Source organism: Paucibacter sp. B2R-40 (assembly GCF_025717555.1).
Classification (GTDB): domain Bacteria; phylum Pseudomonadota; class Gammaproteobacteria; order Burkholderiales; family Burkholderiaceae_C; genus Paucibacter_A.
Window position 1 is genome coordinate 339015 of the sequence record NZ_JAJIRP010000006.1, and the last position, 19379, is coordinate 358393.

A 19379-nucleotide genomic window follows, 5' to 3' on the forward strand; every position below is an offset into this window, starting at 1 on the left:
CATGCCGCTAGGCCAATCGTCTTGCTGCATCGCTGCAGAGCAAGACCCATTCCTCGTACGAACCTTGCCTTTGGCCGTCTCTTCGGTCATAGACCATCCAATACGACCTCAGCTCTGCTTCGACAGCGATGACTAGCGGCTCTGCCAAGAAACTCTTGCATGCGGCCATCAAGCCAGGCACAGCCCCATATGCTGAACTGGCGAATTCAATAAACAACTCGAGGTCCGGCTGCATGCCGCGGAATCCGTCGTCACCGTCGGGCAAGGTTGCCCGGCGCCCCGACAGGAACACCCGTAACCACGGCAAAGAAATCAGGGCATCAACAAGCTCTGTTCGGAAGCCTTGTTGATTGCCCGCAGCGTACTCGGTGAAAGCGCGAATCGCCGAAGCAGTTTGGCCTGCGTCAGTGGCAAGGCCCTTCAACGCGCGTTTGGCGGCCGGATAGTCGCCCAGCTCAAGCAGGAGTAACGGCAGGGCGAGCCGCACGCCGAAGTTGTCAGCAGGATTGAGCCTCAACTGCTTGCGAGCGAGGCGCACCGCTGACTTCAAATCGCCAGCCACAACGTGCATCTCAAGCCTAAGCCAAAACATCCGGTGATAGAAGCGGTTACCAACCTGACTCCAAAGAATCTGGCCTTTGAAGCCAATGGGGATGAGCGCCTCGGCTTGCTTGATATAGCGTTCCAGGGTGGCTGAAGCGCCCTCCTCTTCGGCGTCGTACTGCATTGAAGCCAAGGCCAATCCAGCTTCCAAGAAACCAGGCTGAGCAATCAAAGCTGCCTCGACCCACTTGCGGGCCCGCTTCTGCTGCGGCTTCGTGAAGTCATCGTAGCCTTGCCATTGGCCGTCCAATTCCTCAACGAGCTCGTAACAAGCGGGACTCCAATCGAAGAACCCTGCTGACGCTGTGGCAGTAGACGAAGCTTCTTCATAGCCATAGCCATTCCCATTACCTTCGTCTACCAAGAATTGGTACAGCGCAGTCCGGGCCTTCAGGGGACTCCGGTTCCGCACCTCTTGCCAATTCTTGCCGCCGCACAGCGCAGCGCAAACGTCGTCAAGAACGTCCTGCGTCGGCGTGTCGCTAAGCATTCCAAGTGTCTGGCCAAGACGCTCGAAGGCCTGGAGCTGTGCCTCCGGCATCTTGACGTCAGCCTCCGGCTGAACCAGCACCAAAAGCGTGGAGCTCAATGCGTCAAGCCAGGCTTGGGGAGCCTTCGCTAGGTCTGGCCCCAGAGCGCGCGCGAGGTGTGTCGACAAGTGGTGCCAGTCGGAGAAGCGGACAGCCTGGGACACGGCCTCAAGGGCTTTACTGTGTGGCGCTAGGCTTGTTCTAGCGAGGTACTTCGCAGTGAGCTTGATGCGCTGAGTGATGAGAGCCGCAAGTTCAGCAGGCTCATGTCGAAGCATCGTGACGCGAAAGCTCAGGTCGAGGTCGCACACCACATCATCAAATGTGGATTTGGTAGGGAAACGGGTGTTCACAGGCACTCCAAAACAAACGACGAAAGGGCGGCCCGCTCGACCAGCGTTTGCAAAGTGTTGTGTGTAACTAAGGTGATGATGCAGATTCGAAGTCGCTCTGGCAGGTTCTCCGAGGCGGGCGGAAGGTGTGCGACGAACACCGGCCCACAGCTTACCTCAATCAACTCGAGCTCGGGGCGAGCCTCGCTTTATCAGCACAGGAATTACCTTCGCCGAAGAACGCAGAGTCTTGCAGTCGACTATCGAGAACACGGACCATGCAGACGTGGCTCATACCGACGCGTAGAAATTTCTTTGTGTGTCTGCGCATGGACGGTAACTGGCGTATCGCCGGTAACAGAGCCTGGCCTTGAAAAGGACCACTCACTCCCCTGCGGCGATTGAACGCCAGCAAAAAATGGGCGGACACGAGGTCCGCCCAAATCAGAAATCAACGCCTCCCTCAGTGCCTATTCAACTCAAGTCTTCAGACCCGCTCGGAACTTCAACAAGCACTTCGGCCAAACGGACCTCACGAGCATCGACGCACGCCTTGAGCTTTCGCACCATCTCCGGAAGGTCACCCACTCGAAAAATGTCCTCGTCCACTTTCTCAGCGTAGAGCAGTACCAACGCTTTCTTCGCCTCAGCAGATAGTGCCATCAGGTCAACGGGAATCATCAATCTGATTTGCGGGTCATCGAGCATTCGTGAAATCGCCTTGTTGACAGATTGCTCCTCGCTCAGTACCGGGGACATGAAGTCCCTGACCTTTATCGAACCGCTCACTACTTTGACAACAATCGTTGGCACCCCAAGGTAAGCGGCGCAAGCGTCAGACACGTCTTGGCTGATGTGAGCGGTGCAGCGCATGCCGACTCTCAGTTGATTGATATAGCCGTACGTCACGCCCAAATTGCGGGCCATGACGTTCAGGTCCTCGCCACGACGCCGAGCCTCATCAAACAGCCAGGCAATCAATGGCCCGCCCTGGGCCGCATAAAGGCGACGACCTCGCTCGTCTTCCGTCTCCATAGACAGTTCTGTTGCGTTGCCCCGGTTGATATTGGCAGCGTTCATTGGATTTGCTTGGTTCAACTTGTTTCCTATTTGTCCGTCTCATGCAAATGCATGCACTACGTATAGCAACAGGATTAATTCACCGAAGAAATTCCAAAGTTGCAAGGACCCCGAGCAACAGAATGAAGATTCACTCAACAAAGACGGAATATTCACGCTTCGCTCAGTTCTTGCAAAATTAGCTGACACGAAAATGGGTCTCGTTAGTCTAATGAATAAGAAGGCAGCGACTGGTGCTTATGTTGAACACCACTGATTTAGGCCTCCCAACCAATTTGCTTCACAAAGGATTGAATAAAACTCATCTTTCTACACAACTGAAAACTCGACGAAGGGCGCATAGACGAAAAAACAAAATTCATCAAAAAAATCGGCCAATGCCGCATGAAACCTGTTACCAATCATTTACGAAAAGAATGCCTATGCCACAAGCAATTAAGACACCCACCAGCATCAAAAAAGTGAACCGCTATTCCAAAAAATCAGACGGATTGATAGGAATTATTCGCAACCAAGAACCGCTCAATGAATGTGTCGATTACCTGCACGACAAGCGTCTAGCAAAACTTGAACATGGGGTTCATCTGCGAACCGGCTGGGGTCGGCGAAGCGTTTCGAAGGCACTTGTCATTACGCAAGCATCAACAAGGTACTTTGACCTCATCGAGCAAGCACGTCGCAATATTTCAGACCTGTTTACACATGCTGAATTCGCAACAATGCTCAGCACAACATGCTCAGAAATATGGGATTGGCGGCCTGGTTGCTCGATGGCTGTTGTCGTTGCAGACAGCAATGGTATCGACCTGTACTGCGAGCTTACCGATGAATGCGACCTTCATATACTTCTTAAAAAGCTCCTTCAATTGGACATGCTTGAAAACGAAGCTTTGTTTGATATCTGCGAATACGCATGGAGAGGTGCGTCCAATCTTGACCTTGAAGGTTATCTAGAAAACTTCGATTTTTTCCTTAAGGCTGGTTGAAAAATCCCCCTGCTATTCACGTCCAGGCCTGGTCCGAAAAAATATTTTCAAAATAGTTGACACAAAAACGGACCTCGTTAGTCTAATGGTATACAGGACAGACACTCCTGCATCTCTTCAACAACACTTCAAGGAACTGCATGTCAAACATCACTACCGCACTCGAACAGAACATCTCGAAAATCAACTCGGAAATCAGCAGCACGGAAAGGCCCTTGGCTTTCGAATACGAGGAGGCCTATTCGTTCTCTACGTGGTACGCATCGGAGCACCTTGGCGCGAAGACCATGTTTCAAGATTCACCGAGCAGCTCCGAAATTTCTATTTTGGCCGTCGCTCGATATGAATGGATTCTTCAAAAATATGTCAAGTCCATCTCGAGTATCTTCACTGAAAGAGATGTGGTGGCGCTGCTTGACTGCTATCAAGGAGAAATCTTCTTTCCTGACCGGTTTGATTCCATTGCATCCGACCTTTGCAACCACCTGGGGATTGAGCTTGACGAGTATGAGTCGTCAGATGTTGCTGAGCTTATCAACAAGCTGCGAGGGTTGAGCCCGATTCAATGCGCAGTTCTCGCAGAAGTACTCGAACACCTGTGGAACACGGACATGAGGGCCGGCCTCAACATTGGGGACGCATGTGCCGCTCGAGGGATTCAGTTGCTGTAACGGCGGGCATCAACTTACAGGCCGTGCAGCAAAGGATGTAATTCGCTGCTGCACGGCCAGTCATGACTAAGCTCGAGAAGGCCTTTCCCAGCAATGAAAGTCGCCCTTCGTCTTGCTTCTCTTCCCCTCCATAAGTATTCCGGTCGCTTTTCAAAGCTATGTTGGTTAGACCCGGGGATGGCAATCTAGCTGCGAGAATACTTTTGCCAAGCAGACCAAATCGCATTGGCCAACCACTTCACTCAGGGGAATACGTGAGCAAAAGACTCGAAAGCGATACAGCATTGAAAGGTCACCTAGACGCCGTCCTCGGAAGTTCAGCTGCGTCGAAAGACGCACAGGATTGGTACGCTAGGCTCGACGAGTTTGTATCTGAAGTCAAAGCAGCAATCCCTCACAAGCTTCAGGATGCACTCTTCCTTAAGAGACTTTGGGATGACAACCCAGTTGCATCTACAGGCATGGGCTCAGTCAAGATGGCACCGGCACTTGACGACCCGACCTTTCGAGCCTGGTTCGCAAGTGAGGTTGCGAAACCTTTGCCGGCCGACCCGACTGCGGCTGAAGTGCAGTTGACGCAGTTCTACGATGGACTTTGCCAGCGCCTCAGCGTTCTTTGTGGACGCACACCGCGCCTGAAGCTCAACCGCGTCCTTTGCTCAATCTATCCCGAACACTTCACTTCAGTTGCGGACCCTGGAAAGCTGCTGTTCCTCCACAAGGAGATGGGAGGGGGCAGCAACGACCATCCAGTTCACGCGCACAGAGTAATTCGAGCACGATTCGACAACCTACTTGGCCCAATAGCCTCTACGAGCCATCTCGAGTTGATGCGCCGAGTTTGTCTTCCCTGGCTGGTCTACGAGCGCCTCCCTGACGAAGCAACAATTGACACCCCTTCAGTCCCGCCCTCTGCCATTGAGGGCTTAATGCCGCTTCCTGCGAGCTTGCGGAGAAAAGGGCTGACTGCAATGAAGGGTGGCTTTCCAGCACTTCTAAGCTTTCTGCCTGAATTGAAAGATGGCATCTCAAAAGATGAGTTCGCAGACCTCGTAAAGCAAGCAAATCCTGAGCTCGCACAAAGCACCCTCAATTCCAACATCAATGTCGTTGCGCGCGAGTTTGACTTATGTCGGCGCGATGGAGAGATGTATACCCTTAGCGCCCGAGGCATCAATCTTCTAAGCACGCAAGACCCCGACGAGTTTGCGGACATCCTTCTGACGAGAGTACTCGGCGTTGACCACGTCATCAAAGGACTGGAAACAGAGGCACAGCCAAAAACAAGTCTTGTTACCTTGCTTAAGAGCGTACATCCAGGCTGGACATCAGACTTCGCGCCAACATCGATTCTTAATTGGTTAACCAGCCTCAGCGTTATCGAGGTGAATGACAAGAAGCTGCTCCAACTTACCGAGCGAGGAAAGCGGTGGGCTGAGCTTATTACTTGGACTCCAGAGTGCTTGCCCAAGCAACTGGAGTCCATTGTTGAAATCAAGTCAACCGCGACAGAGCCAATTGCTCTACCTTCATTTGCACAGATATCTGAGCGACTGAAGAAGTTGGTCGCGGGCAAGCTGGTGTTAGACCCATCTTTGATAGGTCAACTGCACGCAGGACTCTGGTTCCACCCCGTAAGGCATTTCGCTGTGCTGACCGGCATCTCAGGCTCTGGCAAGACTCAACTTGCTCAAAACTATGCATTGGCCCTGTGCGATTCAGACATCAAGGACAGCGAGCACGTTCGAGTAATCCCTGTTCAGCCTGGATGGTATGACCCAAGCCCATTGTTAGGTTACGTCAATCCAATTCAAGAATCGTCATATCGAAGCACGCCTTTTCTTGACCTTCTACTTCGAGCAGTGGCAGACCCAGACTCGCCATACATAGCAATACTGGACGAACTTAACCTTTCACATCCGGAGCAATACCTCGCACCCGTCTTGTCTGCAATGGAGACGCACGGATGGCTTGACCTTCACCAGTTGGGTGAGGGAACAACTCAAGTACCAGGTCGAATTCGATATCCAGCAAATTTGGCCATCATTGGCACGCTCAACATGGATGAAACAACGCACGGACTTTCCGACAAGGTACTAGACCGTGCTTACACGCTAGAGTTCTGGAACATCAATGTGCATGACTTCCCCGGATGGGCAACTACCAAACTCACTCAAGAGTTGAAAGATAAGACCCAAATCGTGCTTTCGGCACTTGGCGAGGCGCTATCTCCTGTAAGGCTCCATTTCGGCTGGCGAACAATTGATGACGTGCTTAGCTATTTGGCTTTCCATGCATCGCTATCGACAAACGATTTGTCTGCGCTCGACGACGTTCTGTATGCCAAAGTTCTACCCAAGCTTCGAGGTGAAACATCCACAAAGTTTCAAAAGGCATTAGCAGACACGTACAAAACGTTGGCTGAAAACGGTCTTAACAGATGCGCCGAGAAGATTTTGAGCATGAATGATGACCTGAAGACAACAGGTTCCTGTCGTTTCTGGCGCTAGAAATTGGTATCAGCAATGCTCAAATTTCGCCGAAAACACGACGCACAAGGCTGCACGTGGACGGAGATATTTCCTGGTCAGATTGGTAGCGGCCTTCATGAAGACACCGATTACTTACTTAGCACTGAAAACCAGTGCGACGTTCGCGTATTTGTAGATGACGTCGAGTTGACATGCTGTTCTGAGTCTTTGTTTTCCTGGCGTCCATGTTTCTACGCTGGACGAGTCAATGTTGACGTCTTGAAAAATAACGAGATTAGTACGCGGTACTTTCTTGATGTCAGCCCAAGCAAATCGAAGTCCGGTCAGAGTCAGTTTGACGACATGGTTGCCGAAATTAGGGACTACGACCAAACACTGTTAGGCGGGACGGTGGCCGCGACCATAGAGTTTGGGCATCAAGTCGGAATTGGAAAGTTTGCAAATGACATTCTGCTCACTAGGCTGAGGGAACACGGCCCAATCTTTCTTACTGCCTTGGAAGCCATTGCTCGCGCACCTCACAGGTCTCTCAAAGCTGAGTCCAAAGTGTTGCCGCTTTCTCGAATCCGTGTGCTGCACCCAACAGCTTTACGTGACCGGCGTCTTGTCGCAATTGTCACCGGCCAATCAGTAAGCGAAGAGGATTTTGACTCCATTCAACTCACCAGCTCAACGTCTACGCCAACATTTGACACACCTGCCAACCGAGCGCTGCTTGCCTTACTGAAACGATTTAGAGCCGCGGTGGCAAGAACCCAAGAAGTTGTGCAGAACCTGAAGTTAGAAGCCCCTCAGGATGAGCAAATGACCAGGGTAAAGCGTCGACTTGCAGACCTTGAGTCTCTCAGTTGCCGAACACATAGATTGCTCGTCTGCTCAACGTTTAGTGAAGTCACCTCCGGCGAAACCTCGGCAGCGGGCCTCACCCAGGTAGCTGCCCAACCAAAATACAGTCGCGCCTATCGTATCGGACATCGGTCTATGTCCATCGCCGTAGAGGGTGGAGAAACTCAGGACCATTTACATGCGCCGCCCTCATGGGGTATCTATGAAACGTGGTGCTATCTTTTGGTCCTCAAATCGATAGTAGAGATTACCGGAGTCTTAGGTCTGACTTCTAAGCCGCGCGCGGCATCTGCGGAGCGAAGTACCTCCTTTACCATCTCAGACGGCAGCTCTCTTGAGGTGCTGTTTCAAGCAACATTTCCCTCCCTGAAAGCCGCAGGCAGTAGGTCTGGGTGGAGCCTTTCCAAGGAGCGAAGGCCGGATATTGTTTTGATTCAAACCGTGCACGGCAAGGAACAAATGTTGGTATTCGATGCGAAGTGGCGGCATGGGCGCGAATACATCTTGGACGCAATGGAGTCCGGCCACATCTATCACGATGCTTTGCGCCTTGGCTTTGAACCGCCTACTCACTGCCTGCTACTACTGCCTGGTTCAACTTGTGTTCAGGAGTTAGAACAAGATGATTACATCACTTCACATGGCGTAGGAGCCTTCAGCAGCATCAGCATCGGAATGGCAGGGCCAGACAGGCTCAAGCAGTGGCTGAAAAAGTGGTTGGCCGCCTCATAAGACTGTTCTCCTCATAGAACTCGTTGGCAACAAACGGTCGAGGCCATCACCACATATAAACATGCGGTCCTAGACCTGATTCCACTACTTTCGGAATCAGGTCATGAAACAAGCCAACCCAGCACAACCACTGCCCCGCGACGAGTACGGCGCTCTTGATACAGCCTCGTCGCTGACTCCACCGCTTCGCAAAGATGCACAGGCATTCATTGCCGACAGCGTCAAAGCCAATCTGCTTCCAGCCCCCTACCAGACCTTTTCCAAGCGAGAGTACGAGTGCCTGAACCTCGACATCTACGACGTTCTTGTTTTCAGAGGGCGCGTCAAAGGACTGATTATCCAAGCGCGCACCTTTTGGAGAGATACACGCAAGGGGTACACAAGAAGCACGAAAACGTACTACTTGGTTCTCAAAGCCAAACGAAAGCTGACCGCGTCAGTGATTGAGAACAACACTTGCTCCAAGCGTGCCAAGAACACAACCGCGCTCGGCCAGCTTGTCAACCACTACATGGGCAAGATTGAAGTCAAATGCAAGAAGCCGTTGGTACCAATCTCTTGGGCGTACAAGGTACTGGCAAAAGACCCTGACGGACGCCTGCTCAGCGCTTTTGACGACTCTGAATACAAGATTGGAAAATGGCGGCAAGAAGCAGTTGCAGACGACCACGGCGGGGGCTTCTACTACTACGATGACCAAGAACTGGCGATTGCCGCTACAGAGCGCGGCCAGACCTTCTCCGACTCCGTTTCGGCCGGCAAGCAGCTCGTACTTTGCCTGGTTGAGGTCTCAGGCCGGACAGTTGAATACAACGATGGCAAGAAGGCATCTTCGCGGCTTCGAGTCATGCAAGAGCTTCAGGCCGTGGTGCTTGGCTCTGGAGCAGAGTGAGCGTTCTCCAGTCAAGGAGGATAGCTTTTTTAGTCAAATTTTGCTGACCGTTCAGATTGAAAATGTTGAACCGTTACTATCTGATTCAGCCAGCCGCCATGTACTTGTTGGTACGAATCCAATGAATTTCAGCTGCTACATAGTGCCCTTGCCAACACTCGATTCTGACTCCCACCATGTACTTTATAGCCCCACAACTACAACTCCAATCGCGGGATACGCTGGACGATTGCAGCCATTCAACATCAAATCTCACAGGCCAGAAACTGCGGGATGGTACTTGCACCGACATGAAATACAAGCATAAATGTCGGCAAACTTAATAGGGTCCGGATGAGCGACCTGTTGAAATTCACTGCAAGTAAACCGCAAATTTCGCTACTCAGTTCAGAACGGAAGAAAGTCAACGCGCCTGCAAGCCGAGACTTGCTTTGTCGTTGGGTCGACTGACTCACAGTTCGCGTAGCATGCCTCCATTTCCGATTTCGATACCAGTGCAGAATCCCTGCACGACTTCCAGCACTGTTCGCGAACGTCCATATCCATGAACCTAGCAGAATCAACCTGCCCACGGTCATGCGCTGCTTGCATGGCGGCAGTATCAAGATACGGAAGACGTGGGACGACGTACGATTGAAGACGCTCAATGTTATTTTTTAGCATGACAACGTCTTGACGGGAATTGGCAACTGCATTTGATATTGAAGCTTGCTGAGATTGTTCTGTAGCACTCCGAAGTTCTTCAAGCTTTGACGATACCTTCTGTTGGGCGGCAATGAGACTGCGATTTACCGCGATGCAGTAGCTTGACCTCATTTCGATATCATTGGGCAATCGCCTAGCGTTACGCCGAACCTCTTGGTCATTGGATTGTCCAAATACCAATGGGATTACGCCAATTAAAAATAGGGCCAAAAGGCCGCGATGCCCATGCATGTTTTCTATCTCCATACGGTGCGTTAAACGTTCGGGTGAACCTGGCGCCAAGGGCGATACGCCAGGGCCGGGCTGAAGAAAATGTAGAGAGTCCCTTTTTCTCCCCGCATCGGTCAATTCAGCCTTTGCTTGAAGATAACACACACTCATATGAACGTCGCTCGCTCCCCTTTTGGGGGGAGCGACGCAAATCCTATTTGACTGCTCTGGGCAACAAACCTGGCAGGAAGTAACCAGCCGACGAAAAAATCAACAGACCAGCCGCCGCTAAATTGGCCCGAATGGGGTAGACATTTTTGAATTGAGACTGGCCGCACCGAATCGGACAAAGCACTCTATTGCTTCAGTAGACGCAGATTGACTTTCAGGCCTTGGTCTTAACGAACCCACACCGCTGCAACGCCCTCATCAGGCTATCTTGGCCATCACCGCCCACTGCTGAAAACAACTCTTGCCAAAGTCGGTAGGTCTTCGTTTCACGCACCCCTGTTGCCGGCGCAGTGCCGTAATGTCCGGCATCGACTGCTTTGACTGCAATTTTGATTGACGCCATCGCTGCCCCCAAGGGGTCGCCCACTTTCTCGTGTGGGACTGCCGGGGCTAAGGTACTGCCGGCCAGGCCATGCAATGCCTCTGTCAGCTGATTGATGGCAGCCAGGGGCACAGCCTTGGTCTTGCCCAAGCTGGCTGCCTCCAACACGAGCTTGTGCGCTTCCTTGATGCGCCAAACAGGGTCAACTTTGTGAGCAACTTCTTCAGCCTTCCTTTGGGCCTCCCGTCGCTGGGCAGGGACGACGACGCGGTCCATCAGGTGCTGGCGTTGCTCTGGTGTGAGACTGGCTTCAAGGTTATCTGGAATAACCCGTGAATCCCACGGCAAGCTGCAGACCTGCGTTTGGCGTGTGAAACCGTGAGAGTTGCCTTCAACGCCCTTACGGACATAGGTGGACTCAATGAGGAGGACGCGGTTGCCGCGGCGCTTTGTTTGCAATTGGGGCTCCAGTAGTGGGTGATGCAGGGTGTAGCTACTGGGTGCAAAGAACCAGGACTGACGAGTTCAGCGCGGACTGCTTGCCCTAAAGGTGGCCGGCATCAATGGAGAGCTTCAGCCAATGACACGCAAAACCACATTGGCACGTTCAGAATTCTTAGTCGCTCTCGACATTGGACTGTCATCCATCAACACTAATATCCTCCGAAGCTAAATCTGGCCAAAAACGACCTGGGGAAAGAAAAAAGTGAATAATCGTCTGAAAAAACAATATTCCGTGGCGGTAGCGCTAATCGCAATTAGCGGACTTGCCAGTGCAGCGACCTATACCACAGTCATCTTGAATACCCTGGGTGGGAAATTCAGCGAAGCTTCAGCAATTAACAACCAGGGACAAGCTGTAGGTTACTCAACTACTGCCAAAGGTGACTACCACGCAACCATTTGGACTGGTTCCTCAGCTCTAGATTTAGGTACTATCGGGGGGGGCAGCAGCCGGGCTTTTAGCATCAACGACAAGGGACAAGTTGTCGGCAATGTAGGCGGAGCGCTAGGTCACGCTGCGATTTGGGACGGAGAAACAGCGAGAGTCATTCACGCCCCCAATGAAGTCCACAGCATGATAAGTGGAATAAACAATAACGGCCAATCTGTTGGCTATTCATCCGAATCCGCCGGTTACTTCGGGCACGCAGTACTTTGGAACGGCAATACCCCTACTACTTTAGCTCGACCAATTTATTGGTCGAACGGCGAAAGTCGGGCCTATGCCATAAACAACTTTGGACAATCAGTAGGTTACGTGGACCTGAATACCGGTCGCCATGCAGTCTATTGGGATGGCGCGAAAGTGACCGATTTAGGAGCATCACTACCGCAAGGTCTGGCATGGAATGAAGCGTCGGACATCAACGAGGTCGGCCAAATCGTTGGCTTTGCCAATGTTGGCGTGAAGGACTATGCAGTTCTGTGGAAGGACTCGATAGCGACATTTTTAACCAAACCAGGGGGGACATCAAGTAGGGCAACAGGCATTAACAATGCTGGTCAAGTAGTAGGCTACTCAAACAATCGTGCCATTCTATGGAACGGTACAACTGCCACCGACTTGAATTCATTCCTAGATTTGAGCCTCGCAAGGACAGGCTGGGTGCTTCGAGAAGCCCTTGGAATCAACGAGTCCGGTGCAATCGTGGGCAATGCTTACAACACCAAAACTCAAATGACTCAAGGGTTTATTCTTTCTCCTGTACCCGAGCCGCATACCTATGCCCTGTTGTTTACCGGTCTTGGCCTCATTGCTGGCGTTGCTCGTCGGCGCATCAAGCAGCAGTAAACCGTTAGGCTTCGGTCCAGCAACAGAACCGGCTCAAGTGGCCGGCTTCTTCGCATGTGGATTCGCTTTGCGGAGTAAGACTCCGCCGATATTCCCTATGCCGAAATTGCCAGAATACCTCGCAACCCCACATTGAACCCCACAAACGGCAAACCCGGCACAGTGGCCGGGCCTGGGAACCGCGTCAGCTTTTGCCACACCGAACTTTGCCCTCGATAATGACAACCCCCATCAAGAGCCTCTCACTTGCTACACGTCCTTTTCATTTGTAGTCAAAACAAGCTGCGCAGCCCAACTGCTGAACAAGTCTTCTCAAACTGGCCTGGCGTTGAGTGCACATCCGCAGGGACCAACAAAGGGGCTGAGAACCCTTTGACATCAGAACTGGTCGAATGGGCCGACCTGATTTTGGTCATGGAGAAGCAGCATCAGCGAAAGCTGACTGAGAAGTTCCGTGCTCAGTTGTGCTGCAAGCGGGTGGCATGCCTTGGTATTGCTGACAACTATGCATTTATGGAAGATGCCCTGGTCGAGTTGCTGCAAAGAAAAGTTAAGCCGTACTTGGTAAGGGCTGGTGCCGCAGGGTAGTCAACGCAGTCTTTTGATGTGGTCGCACCCGGGTGGAACTTAGGCGAGCCGGGAGCCAAACTTGCGTGCGCGACTTGAGCCGATTCGATGCTCATCTCGAGCCTTGACTTGCGGGAATTCAATCGGCAAGAGCCGGTGCAAAAGCTTCCTGCGTGGCATATGACCAAGGTCAAGCCATATCCGTCTATCCGCTTGCCCTTGTTGTTTTCGTCATCGTGCCAGTCGGGTGTATAGGACCCGGCGTCATAAAGCGTGTGATTCGCTGGGTCTATCGCGGTTTCATCCCTGCTACCCCAGATTAGTTCAAGCAGCAGTCAAGCACCTTGCGCCCAATGCCTAAGCTCTACAACCGAGGCAATGTCTTGAGACTTCCCAAGGCGGAGGTCTGGCGCTCCAGCTAAGTGCGGGACTTCCCAAGCAGAGGACTACAGCATCGGCCTTGCTCGCTATGGTCGTCGCATCCCTCTCTTGGGGGTAGACCCCATTCATCCACGGGGGGTAGTTCCGCGAATCCGACAGTTAGCGCCACCCCGCAACGTACTATGAGCCGGGGCCAAGTCAGCCACTGCATGACTTCAGGGATGAAAAAAATGAAAAATCGATTGACCGGCCTTTTGAATATTGCTTTGGCGTCATTCGCCACTTCTAGTGACGTTATCAGCGCACTAAGGCAAAGCACATGAGGAGCATCATTCTTCGCATCTTTATCACAGCACTTGGATTAGCTATTGTGACCGTTGGCACGGCGATTCTTGTTACTGCGGCGTATGTCGGCCTCTATGTAATTGGCGCGGCGTTAGCTATTGGAGTAGTTGGCCTATTGCTTACTTCCGGTACTAGCTTTTTCAAGTTCGGTCTTGAATTCTTCAAGTCACGCGCGACAGCGCATTCCTCATCCCCAGCAGCCAATGAAGCCCGAAAAAAGCAGATTTTGAAAGCCAATGAAGAACGAGCATTGCGTATACGCAAACTGATTGAGGCTAAAAAATCGAATGCCACTGTCGATGCTATGAAGCAAGACCAACCCTGACTCCAGCAATGGGTTAGGACTAATATTGAACGCAATGAAAATGACAGAGTCAGCGTACGCAGTGTCGGCGCTGCGCTCAAGGGCAACGAACAAAGCGCCAAGGCCAAGTCAGGCCTGCATACAACTTCAGGGATGGGAACAATGAAAATTCGATTGATTGGCCTTGTGGCTATAACTTTGTCGGGCGCTGCACAGGCTTCCCCCGTGTTCGAGGGCCGGTCATCCAATGGTGCAATTGACCTAACGTGCACGGCACACGGCGACGCCGGCACAAACATGTGCGCAATGTTCTATCACCGCAACCTCGATATCACAATTTTGAACAATTGGAGTATCGGAGCTGCCCCTTGGGACGGTTACTCTCCCTCAACTACTACGGCCCAGACACTGGCTGAGGCAGCAGGGTCCAGCGCGACTGGGTTAACAGGCTGGGGCTTACCGACTGGAGATGCAACAGAACCGGCTGGCGCCCTCAATCAGTTCAAGTCAATCTGGAATGACGTGGGTGCTTCATTTTCGTTCTTGGAGGCGCAATTTGCTGGCGTGCGAAACGCTCCATTTGATTTCTATTGGAGTAGCACTATCCAGCCAGGTTTTCCAGGTCGCGCATACGGGTTTTACACAGGAGACGGCAGGCAATTTACAGACGCTGCGTACTATGCGCTATCCGTCGTGGCTGTTCGGCCCGGAGACGTGGCCCAAGCCGTCCCAGAGCCACAAACCTACGCCCTGATGCTGGTCGGTCTTTGCCTCATGGGCCTCGTTACCCGTCGCGACAAGAAGAAGCAATCGTGAACATCAAATCACTCCCCCTAGCCCTCTCACTGTTCGCAAGCATTTTGAGCATAGCGATGCCAGCAAAGGCAATCGGTGCAGAAGCCGCCGAGGCTTGGGCACCAATCACAAGTAGCAATGTAGGAGACAAGTTCTACCTGCAACTCCAAGGGCTTCGGCCCAGCATAGTGAAGGGAAGATTGGGGTATAGCTCTACCATCAAATTTGTGCCAGTCCAAGGCAACATCATGAAGCTAACACGAGCATGGGTCGCAGAAGAGGATTGTTTGCGCGGGTCTGGGCAGTGGCAGAGCACATCACTAGAGAGTGGAGACACGGACACCTTCGCCTTCGCCTTCGGCAGCGGGAACGTATCAAGCGACATCGCGCAAGCTGTTTGCATACAGCGTCAAGCTGCGCTCGAAGCAGGCGAGAAAATCAAGAAGAAGAAATAACCCGTGAGCTAGACAAGGCAATTCGCCACGTGCCCCTACTCCATTTTCCATACCAACCAGGGCTTTGCTGCAGAAGTTTTTCCTAAGCAATAGGTACCACATCACCCGGCAGAAAATTGCCGACGATGGACCCACTAGACCGCGGTACATCGGACAGGTCCAACTGACCAGGCTGGACCTGAGCCTTCCATCTAGCCGACTGCTCTGGAGTGCCAATGGATTGCAACGTGACAGGCGCATCGCCTCCCAGCGGGCGAGCTACTGACTCCGACAGTGGCAAGACCAAGTACTGCCTGTTTTCGTTGATGGACGGCACCGTCCGTGCGGGCGCTGCCGGCGAAGCCGATATCAATGCCCTCGTCATCTATCAGATAAGCGCGCTGGATTTGACCAGGCACGACACATCGCCAGTCCGGTGCCCAGGTGTGGCGTTTGCCGGCCTGCGCGTGGGGTTGTACGCGGGCAGAATCGCAGGAAAGCCCGGCGAGGGCATGGTGATGTCGCCAACTGGTGTTGTCACCGCCCGAGGCACGCCCAGCAATCATCCGCCGGAGAACGCGAAGCACTGACTTTTAGGTGCTTACAACTTTCGCATCAGTGGACTGACGCACCTCAACCGTCTCCTTCAGCCGATGCATCGCTCGCTCGAACTCCTCTGTCGCAGCAACATTGCTAAGAATGTATTCCTCGTTTAAGCCAGAGGACGAGCACACGGTGAGTAGGGCATAGCGCACCACCGGAATGGCGTAGTTGTCCTTGAATCGATTGTCCGGACTCCCGTCCTTATTTGACTTCGCCCAAGTGCTCCCGACCTGTTGTGCGTCAGACGGCACCGCCCCCACTTCATGGAACTGAGTCTGTGCGACTTTCAAGTCGAGAGCATTCAACTCAACAAGCGAGTAGTTCGATGCCCCTGCGTGATACAACAGAAATCCAGGGTAGATGTAAAGGTCTCCGCCGTTCGCGTTCTCTAGGCGAGGAACGTTCATTGATGCGACTATCACTTTGCACTTGCCCAGAGTGAACTTCACCGGCTTCAGGTCAACGATACGAGTTGCCATGGTTCGCTCAGCGACACGATTCGTCTGGCGATGCGCCACGTTGTCCCAAATTCGGTGCGAGCGAGAGCAGCCTAAAAATGCATCACACATCGAATCGAAGGCATTCGCGACTTCATCTGACATCTCGAACTGCGCGTTCAAAAGCGACAGCTCGAGTTGCTCTGCGACCTCCCGTCTTTGAGCAATGCTTTCCTTCGCAAGTTCATGAAGTGTCGCAAACTTCTTCTTCAAAATTCGCTTGAACAGCCAACCGTCGTTCCAACGGTTATAGCGGCCTACTCGCTTGAGCTCAACCTCACGCGCATCATCAAGGTCAATCTTGACCGAGGCATGCTGCGCCTCTGCAGTGCGAAGTGACTCCTTGAACGCGGCCAGGCCAGGCGTCGTCATCTCCGATGAGTTACCACTTCGAATCTCTTGCATTGCTCTTGGATGCAAAGACACCGGCGGAAAAGAATGCAGGAGCGGAACGTATTGGCTTGGTGAAGGGTCAAGCGTTGGCTGCACGACGAGGGGTTGGCGAAATGACACACCAGTCTCGGGACTGTTTACCGTTAATGCCACACCTGCCGGGCCGCTTGTGACTGGCAGTTGGTCAACCCCCACTGAAGTTGTAATTCCCCACTTCGACAATGTCACCCGCACCCCCGGAATGGGAATGAAGCTGTTTCTGAATCGCCAACCCATATGCCACTCCTGGTGATGCTGCATTCGCCGCTTGTCGCTAGTTCCAGCCAGATAGACCCCTGGCTCAGTTTTCAAACACTGCCGATGCTCACCGCACTTTCGCGGCGCTGAGCGCGGCATAGGCTGCATTGACTCGTTTGGCCTCTGCACGTAACGGTGTATCACACAGGACTGTCACCCCTTGCTGACAGCCACTGCTTGCCAAGCCCCAGCAAGGACTCCTTCATCCGCCAGCAAGTCAACTTTCATAAACACCAGCCGGCTGGCTTCTCCATCCACCAGGGGGCTAGCTTCATCGCCCAAAGGGGTACAGGTCAGAGACAACCACTGGCGCAAAAGTCTCGCCCTACGCATTGCACTTTTCAACGCCCTCACTGGAACAGCGCCCATCGATGGAGCCCTCACCCTAGAAACAACAGTTGTGAGCAACGCCCGGCCCGATGGCACCAAACACCCAGCCTTGACTGACCAGCCGGAACACGGCGCGGCGTTCAGCCGTGGCCATTGATGCACAGATGAAGCGTGCATGGGTCGGACTCATCCAATGGAGGCACGATTACGAAGGGAGAGTAGCTCGCGACTGGGCCGGCAAGGCGGTGCGAAACCGCCGCCGTCCCTGCGCATGCCGCCCTTGAGATACGACGAGCTGCGCTAGCCGCGAGTCAGCATCCGGCGAGGGCCCCGTCGATTCGTCGATGGACATTAGGTACGAAACGAAGGGTAGCCGGGCCTGCAGGGCATGGTGAAGGAACAGTTGAGCAAGCCGTCCCAAGAAGACACGTTAAATTTTGGAAAAGCCTTTTGGGACGGCGGCGGTTTCGCACCGGCGCAGCCGGTCGGTAGAACAGCAGCTTTGGGCGTACGTCGCGACGAAAACGTTGTTGACGCGAGCCCCAAGGCGAGCGAGGAGGCATAAGGGGAAAGAACAGCTGCCCCCTGCCCTTTTGCTGACGTTCAACTGCCCTCGACAAGACAAAACAGCAGCAGCTCTTGTGCGTGGTGTGCAGCCTTTTGGCTGCGGGTGGCACGGTCGCTATACGGAAGGACACAGCACAAGCGCTGGTGTCACCAAGGCCGAACAGCCCACCCGTAAACGCCCTTCCACGGAGCCACACCAATGAAATCGTCTCACCCCAAAGAACAGAAAGCCCTACCCACCGACAACAACTCGGAACCCCTGCAGGCCGAACAACATACACCGCACAACAATACCGTTAGCCCTAGTGTGGACAATGCCGCCAACCCGATGATGCCGTCCGGCGACACATCAGTAGTAGCACCAGAAAAACACTGCGAGGAACTTGAACCCGTTCCCAAGAGGCCGAACCGAGGAATCACATCAGAGCGCTCAACAACTGAGCTGAAGTCAAGCATTAGGCTCAAGACACTGGCGATGCTGAATAGGTTTCGAGTGATGCGCACATTGGACGTAGCAGCACTATGCTTTCCGGAGCGCTCCTCCTTCAAAGCTTCTTTGACTGCTGCGCAGCGAGCGGTGAGAGGCATGGTTAAGGCCGGACTGATTCGCCGCTACAAGACTGAGCGATTTCAAACGATTTACGGTCTCACGCAAAAGGGCGCTGAACTGCTTGGGGACGCCGGCATTGATGCCGCGTCATCCGTGCGCAGGACAAGCGATATGACGAATCCCGAGCACCGCCTTTGGCTGCAATTCATCGTTCTGGCCAGCGAAGTTCGAGGCCTCAAAGCGCAGACAGAAAGCGAGGTCATGCAAGCCCTGAATGCAGGCAGAAAACGCGAATCCCCGGCCATCCAAGGCCTTCTGACGGTGGAAGTAACAAAAGCTCAAAAGACGACCAAGCGAATCCTCAGGCCTGATGCGGTGGCAGTTGAGGTCGACGGGGTCACCTGGTACGAGATTGACCGCAGCAAAAGAGGGGCTGACCGTGAAGCATCGCTGGCTGCCCTAGCGGTCGCAGTAGGACGGCGTTTGCAAGACGGCCAAAGCCTTCGCCGGGTTGTCGTTCAATGCCGTTCCGAGCGCATCGAATTGCGCGCCCTCGCCGTCTTGCGCGCCGTCGCCAAGGCAAATAATTCTGAGGTCCTGATTCACCAGCGCAAGCACCTCCGCGAAGTTGAGCCGGGAGTCTTTGAAGTGTGGGGGGCGTTGGAGGATGCCTTACCCGATGGCCGCGTTAAGCTGAAAGACAGCCGACTGGGTCACGTCATTGTTCAGCTACTGCCGACATGGCTGCCGCGGGTTCGGATGGACGACAGAAACAAGTTTTCCACGGCTGGATGGTTCGGTGAGAACTACCTGCCTTACAGACGGCCAAAAGATTGCGAGCAGTGGGGCAGGTTGACATCTCCGTTGCTGGCCAAATCCTGAACAAGGC

15 protein-coding genes and 2 pseudogenes are annotated in these 19379 nt (G+C 53.2%); 12 read left to right on the top strand and 5 right to left on the bottom strand.

Annotation, left to right across the window (positions count from 1 at the left end; all coding sequences use genetic code 11):
- Window positions 1-7 precede the first annotated feature (7 nt).
- Together LNV09_RS14630 and LNV09_RS14635 are read right to left on the bottom strand one after the other, a co-directional pair.
- Entirely contained in the window at window positions 8-1486 is a 1479-nt protein-coding gene (locus tag LNV09_RS14630; RefSeq protein WP_263557801.1) for a hypothetical protein, read from the bottom strand.
- 453 nt (window positions 1487-1939) lie between these two features.
- Entirely contained in the window at window positions 1940-2545 is a 606-nt protein-coding gene (locus tag LNV09_RS14635; RefSeq protein WP_263557802.1) for a hypothetical protein, read from the bottom strand.
- A 377-nt stretch (window positions 2546-2922) separates the two neighbouring features.
- On the opposite strand from LNV09_RS14635, the gene LNV09_RS14640 reads away from it, so the two are divergent.
- From LNV09_RS14640 to LNV09_RS14660, 5 genes are all read left to right on the top strand, one after another.
- Window positions 2923-3531: a hypothetical protein gene (locus LNV09_RS14640; RefSeq protein ID WP_263557803.1), complete on the top strand. Its 609-nt coding sequence runs from the start codon at window positions 2923-2925 to the stop codon at window positions 3529-3531.
- A 140-nt stretch (window positions 3532-3671) separates the two neighbouring features.
- Window positions 3672-4202, top strand: a complete 531-nt coding sequence (locus LNV09_RS14645) for a hypothetical protein (protein ID WP_263557804.1) — start codon at window positions 3672-3674, stop codon at window positions 4200-4202.
- Between the two features lie 254 nt (window positions 4203-4456).
- On the top strand, window positions 4457-6712 hold the full coding sequence (locus tag LNV09_RS14650) for an McrB family protein (protein ID WP_263557805.1): 2256 nt from the start codon (window positions 4457-4459) through the stop codon (window positions 6710-6712).
- A 15-nt stretch (window positions 6713-6727) separates the two neighbouring features.
- Window positions 6728-8272: a DUF2357 domain-containing protein gene (locus tag LNV09_RS14655; RefSeq protein ID WP_263557806.1), complete on the top strand. Its 1545-nt coding sequence runs from the start codon at window positions 6728-6730 to the stop codon at window positions 8270-8272.
- A gap of 103 nt (window positions 8273-8375) precedes the next feature.
- On the top strand, window positions 8376-9164 hold the full coding sequence (locus LNV09_RS14660) for a hypothetical protein (protein ID WP_263557807.1): 789 nt from the start codon (window positions 8376-8378) through the stop codon (window positions 9162-9164).
- A gap of 1300 nt (window positions 9165-10464) precedes the next feature.
- On the opposite strand, the gene LNV09_RS14665 is transcribed toward LNV09_RS14660, so the two are convergent.
- Window positions 10465-11091, bottom strand: a complete 627-nt coding sequence (locus LNV09_RS14665) for a hypothetical protein (RefSeq protein ID WP_263557808.1) — start codon at window positions 11089-11091, stop codon at window positions 10465-10467.
- A gap of 247 nt (window positions 11092-11338) precedes the next feature.
- On the opposite strand from LNV09_RS14665, the gene LNV09_RS14670 reads away from it, so the two are divergent.
- From LNV09_RS14670 to LNV09_RS14695, 6 genes and pseudogenes are all read left to right on the top strand, one after another.
- Window positions 11339-12427 (top strand): PEP-CTERM sorting domain-containing protein, encoded by a 1089-nt coding sequence (locus LNV09_RS14670; RefSeq protein ID WP_263557809.1) that lies wholly within the window; start codon window positions 11339-11341, stop codon window positions 12425-12427.
- A 246-nt stretch (window positions 12428-12673) separates the two neighbouring features.
- Complete coding sequence (locus LNV09_RS14675; protein ID WP_263557810.1) at window positions 12674-13015, top strand: low molecular weight protein tyrosine phosphatase family protein; 342 nt, start codon at window positions 12674-12676, stop codon at window positions 13013-13015.
- A gap of 679 nt (window positions 13016-13694) precedes the next feature.
- Window positions 13695-14045 carry a hypothetical protein gene (locus LNV09_RS14680; RefSeq protein ID WP_263557811.1) on the top strand — a complete coding sequence of 117 codons (351 nt, stop codon included), beginning with the start codon at window positions 13695-13697 and terminating at the stop codon, window positions 14043-14045.
- 702 nt (window positions 14046-14747) lie between these two features.
- Window positions 14748-14840, top strand: a pseudogene (locus LNV09_RS24820) (PEP-CTERM sorting domain-containing protein); the annotation flags it as partial.
- On the top strand, window positions 14837-15274 hold the full coding sequence (locus LNV09_RS14690; RefSeq protein WP_263557812.1) for a hypothetical protein: 438 nt from the start codon (window positions 14837-14839) through the stop codon (window positions 15272-15274). The pseudogene LNV09_RS24820 and the gene LNV09_RS14690, both read left to right, overlap by 4 nt.
- Before the next feature lie 215 nt (window positions 15275-15489).
- Window positions 15490-15843: a hypothetical protein gene (locus LNV09_RS14695; RefSeq protein ID WP_263557813.1), complete on the top strand. Its 354-nt coding sequence runs from the start codon at window positions 15490-15492 to the stop codon at window positions 15841-15843.
- A 3-nt stretch (window positions 15844-15846) separates the two neighbouring features.
- On the opposite strand, the gene LNV09_RS14700 is transcribed toward LNV09_RS14695, so the two are convergent.
- Together LNV09_RS14700 and LNV09_RS24825 are read right to left on the bottom strand one after the other, a co-directional pair.
- On the bottom strand, window positions 15847-16758 hold the full coding sequence (locus LNV09_RS14700) for a hypothetical protein (RefSeq protein ID WP_263557814.1): 912 nt from the start codon (window positions 16756-16758) through the stop codon (window positions 15847-15849).
- Between the two features lie 108 nt (window positions 16759-16866).
- Window positions 16867-17151 (bottom strand): annotated as a pseudogene (locus tag LNV09_RS24825) (DUF4236 domain-containing protein); the annotation flags it as partial.
- A 988-nt stretch (window positions 17152-18139) separates the two neighbouring features.
- Here LNV09_RS24825 and LNV09_RS14705 point away from each other — a divergent pair.
- Window positions 18140-19372: a replication-relaxation family protein gene (locus LNV09_RS14705; protein ID WP_263557815.1), complete on the top strand. Its 1233-nt coding sequence runs from the start codon at window positions 18140-18142 to the stop codon at window positions 19370-19372.
- The last annotated feature ends 7 nt before the right edge of the window (window positions 19373-19379 follow it).

Coding starts and splice junctions, on each gene's coding strand:
- LNV09_RS14645 (WP_263557804.1), top strand. CDS start 3,672: ATGTCAAACATCACTACCGCACTCGAACAGAACATCTCGAAAATCAAC.
- LNV09_RS14700 (WP_263557814.1), bottom strand. CDS start 16,758: ATGCAAGAGATTCGAAGTGGTAACTCATCGGAGATGACGACGCCTGGC.
- LNV09_RS14695 (WP_263557813.1), top strand. CDS start 15,490: ATGGATTGCAACGTGACAGGCGCATCGCCTCCCAGCGGGCGAGCTACT.
- LNV09_RS14635 (WP_263557802.1), bottom strand. CDS start 2,545: ATGAACGCTGCCAATATCAACCGGGGCAACGCAACAGAACTGTCTATG.
- LNV09_RS14655 (WP_263557806.1), top strand. CDS start 6,728: ATGCTCAAATTTCGCCGAAAACACGACGCACAAGGCTGCACGTGGACG.
- LNV09_RS14660 (WP_263557807.1), top strand. CDS start 8,376: ATGAAACAAGCCAACCCAGCACAACCACTGCCCCGCGACGAGTACGGC.
- LNV09_RS14680 (WP_263557811.1), top strand. CDS start 13,695: ATGAGGAGCATCATTCTTCGCATCTTTATCACAGCACTTGGATTAGCT.
- LNV09_RS14705 (WP_263557815.1), top strand. CDS start 18,140: ATGAAATCGTCTCACCCCAAAGAACAGAAAGCCCTACCCACCGACAAC.
- LNV09_RS14640 (WP_263557803.1), top strand. CDS start 2,923: ATGCCGCATGAAACCTGTTACCAATCATTTACGAAAAGAATGCCTATG.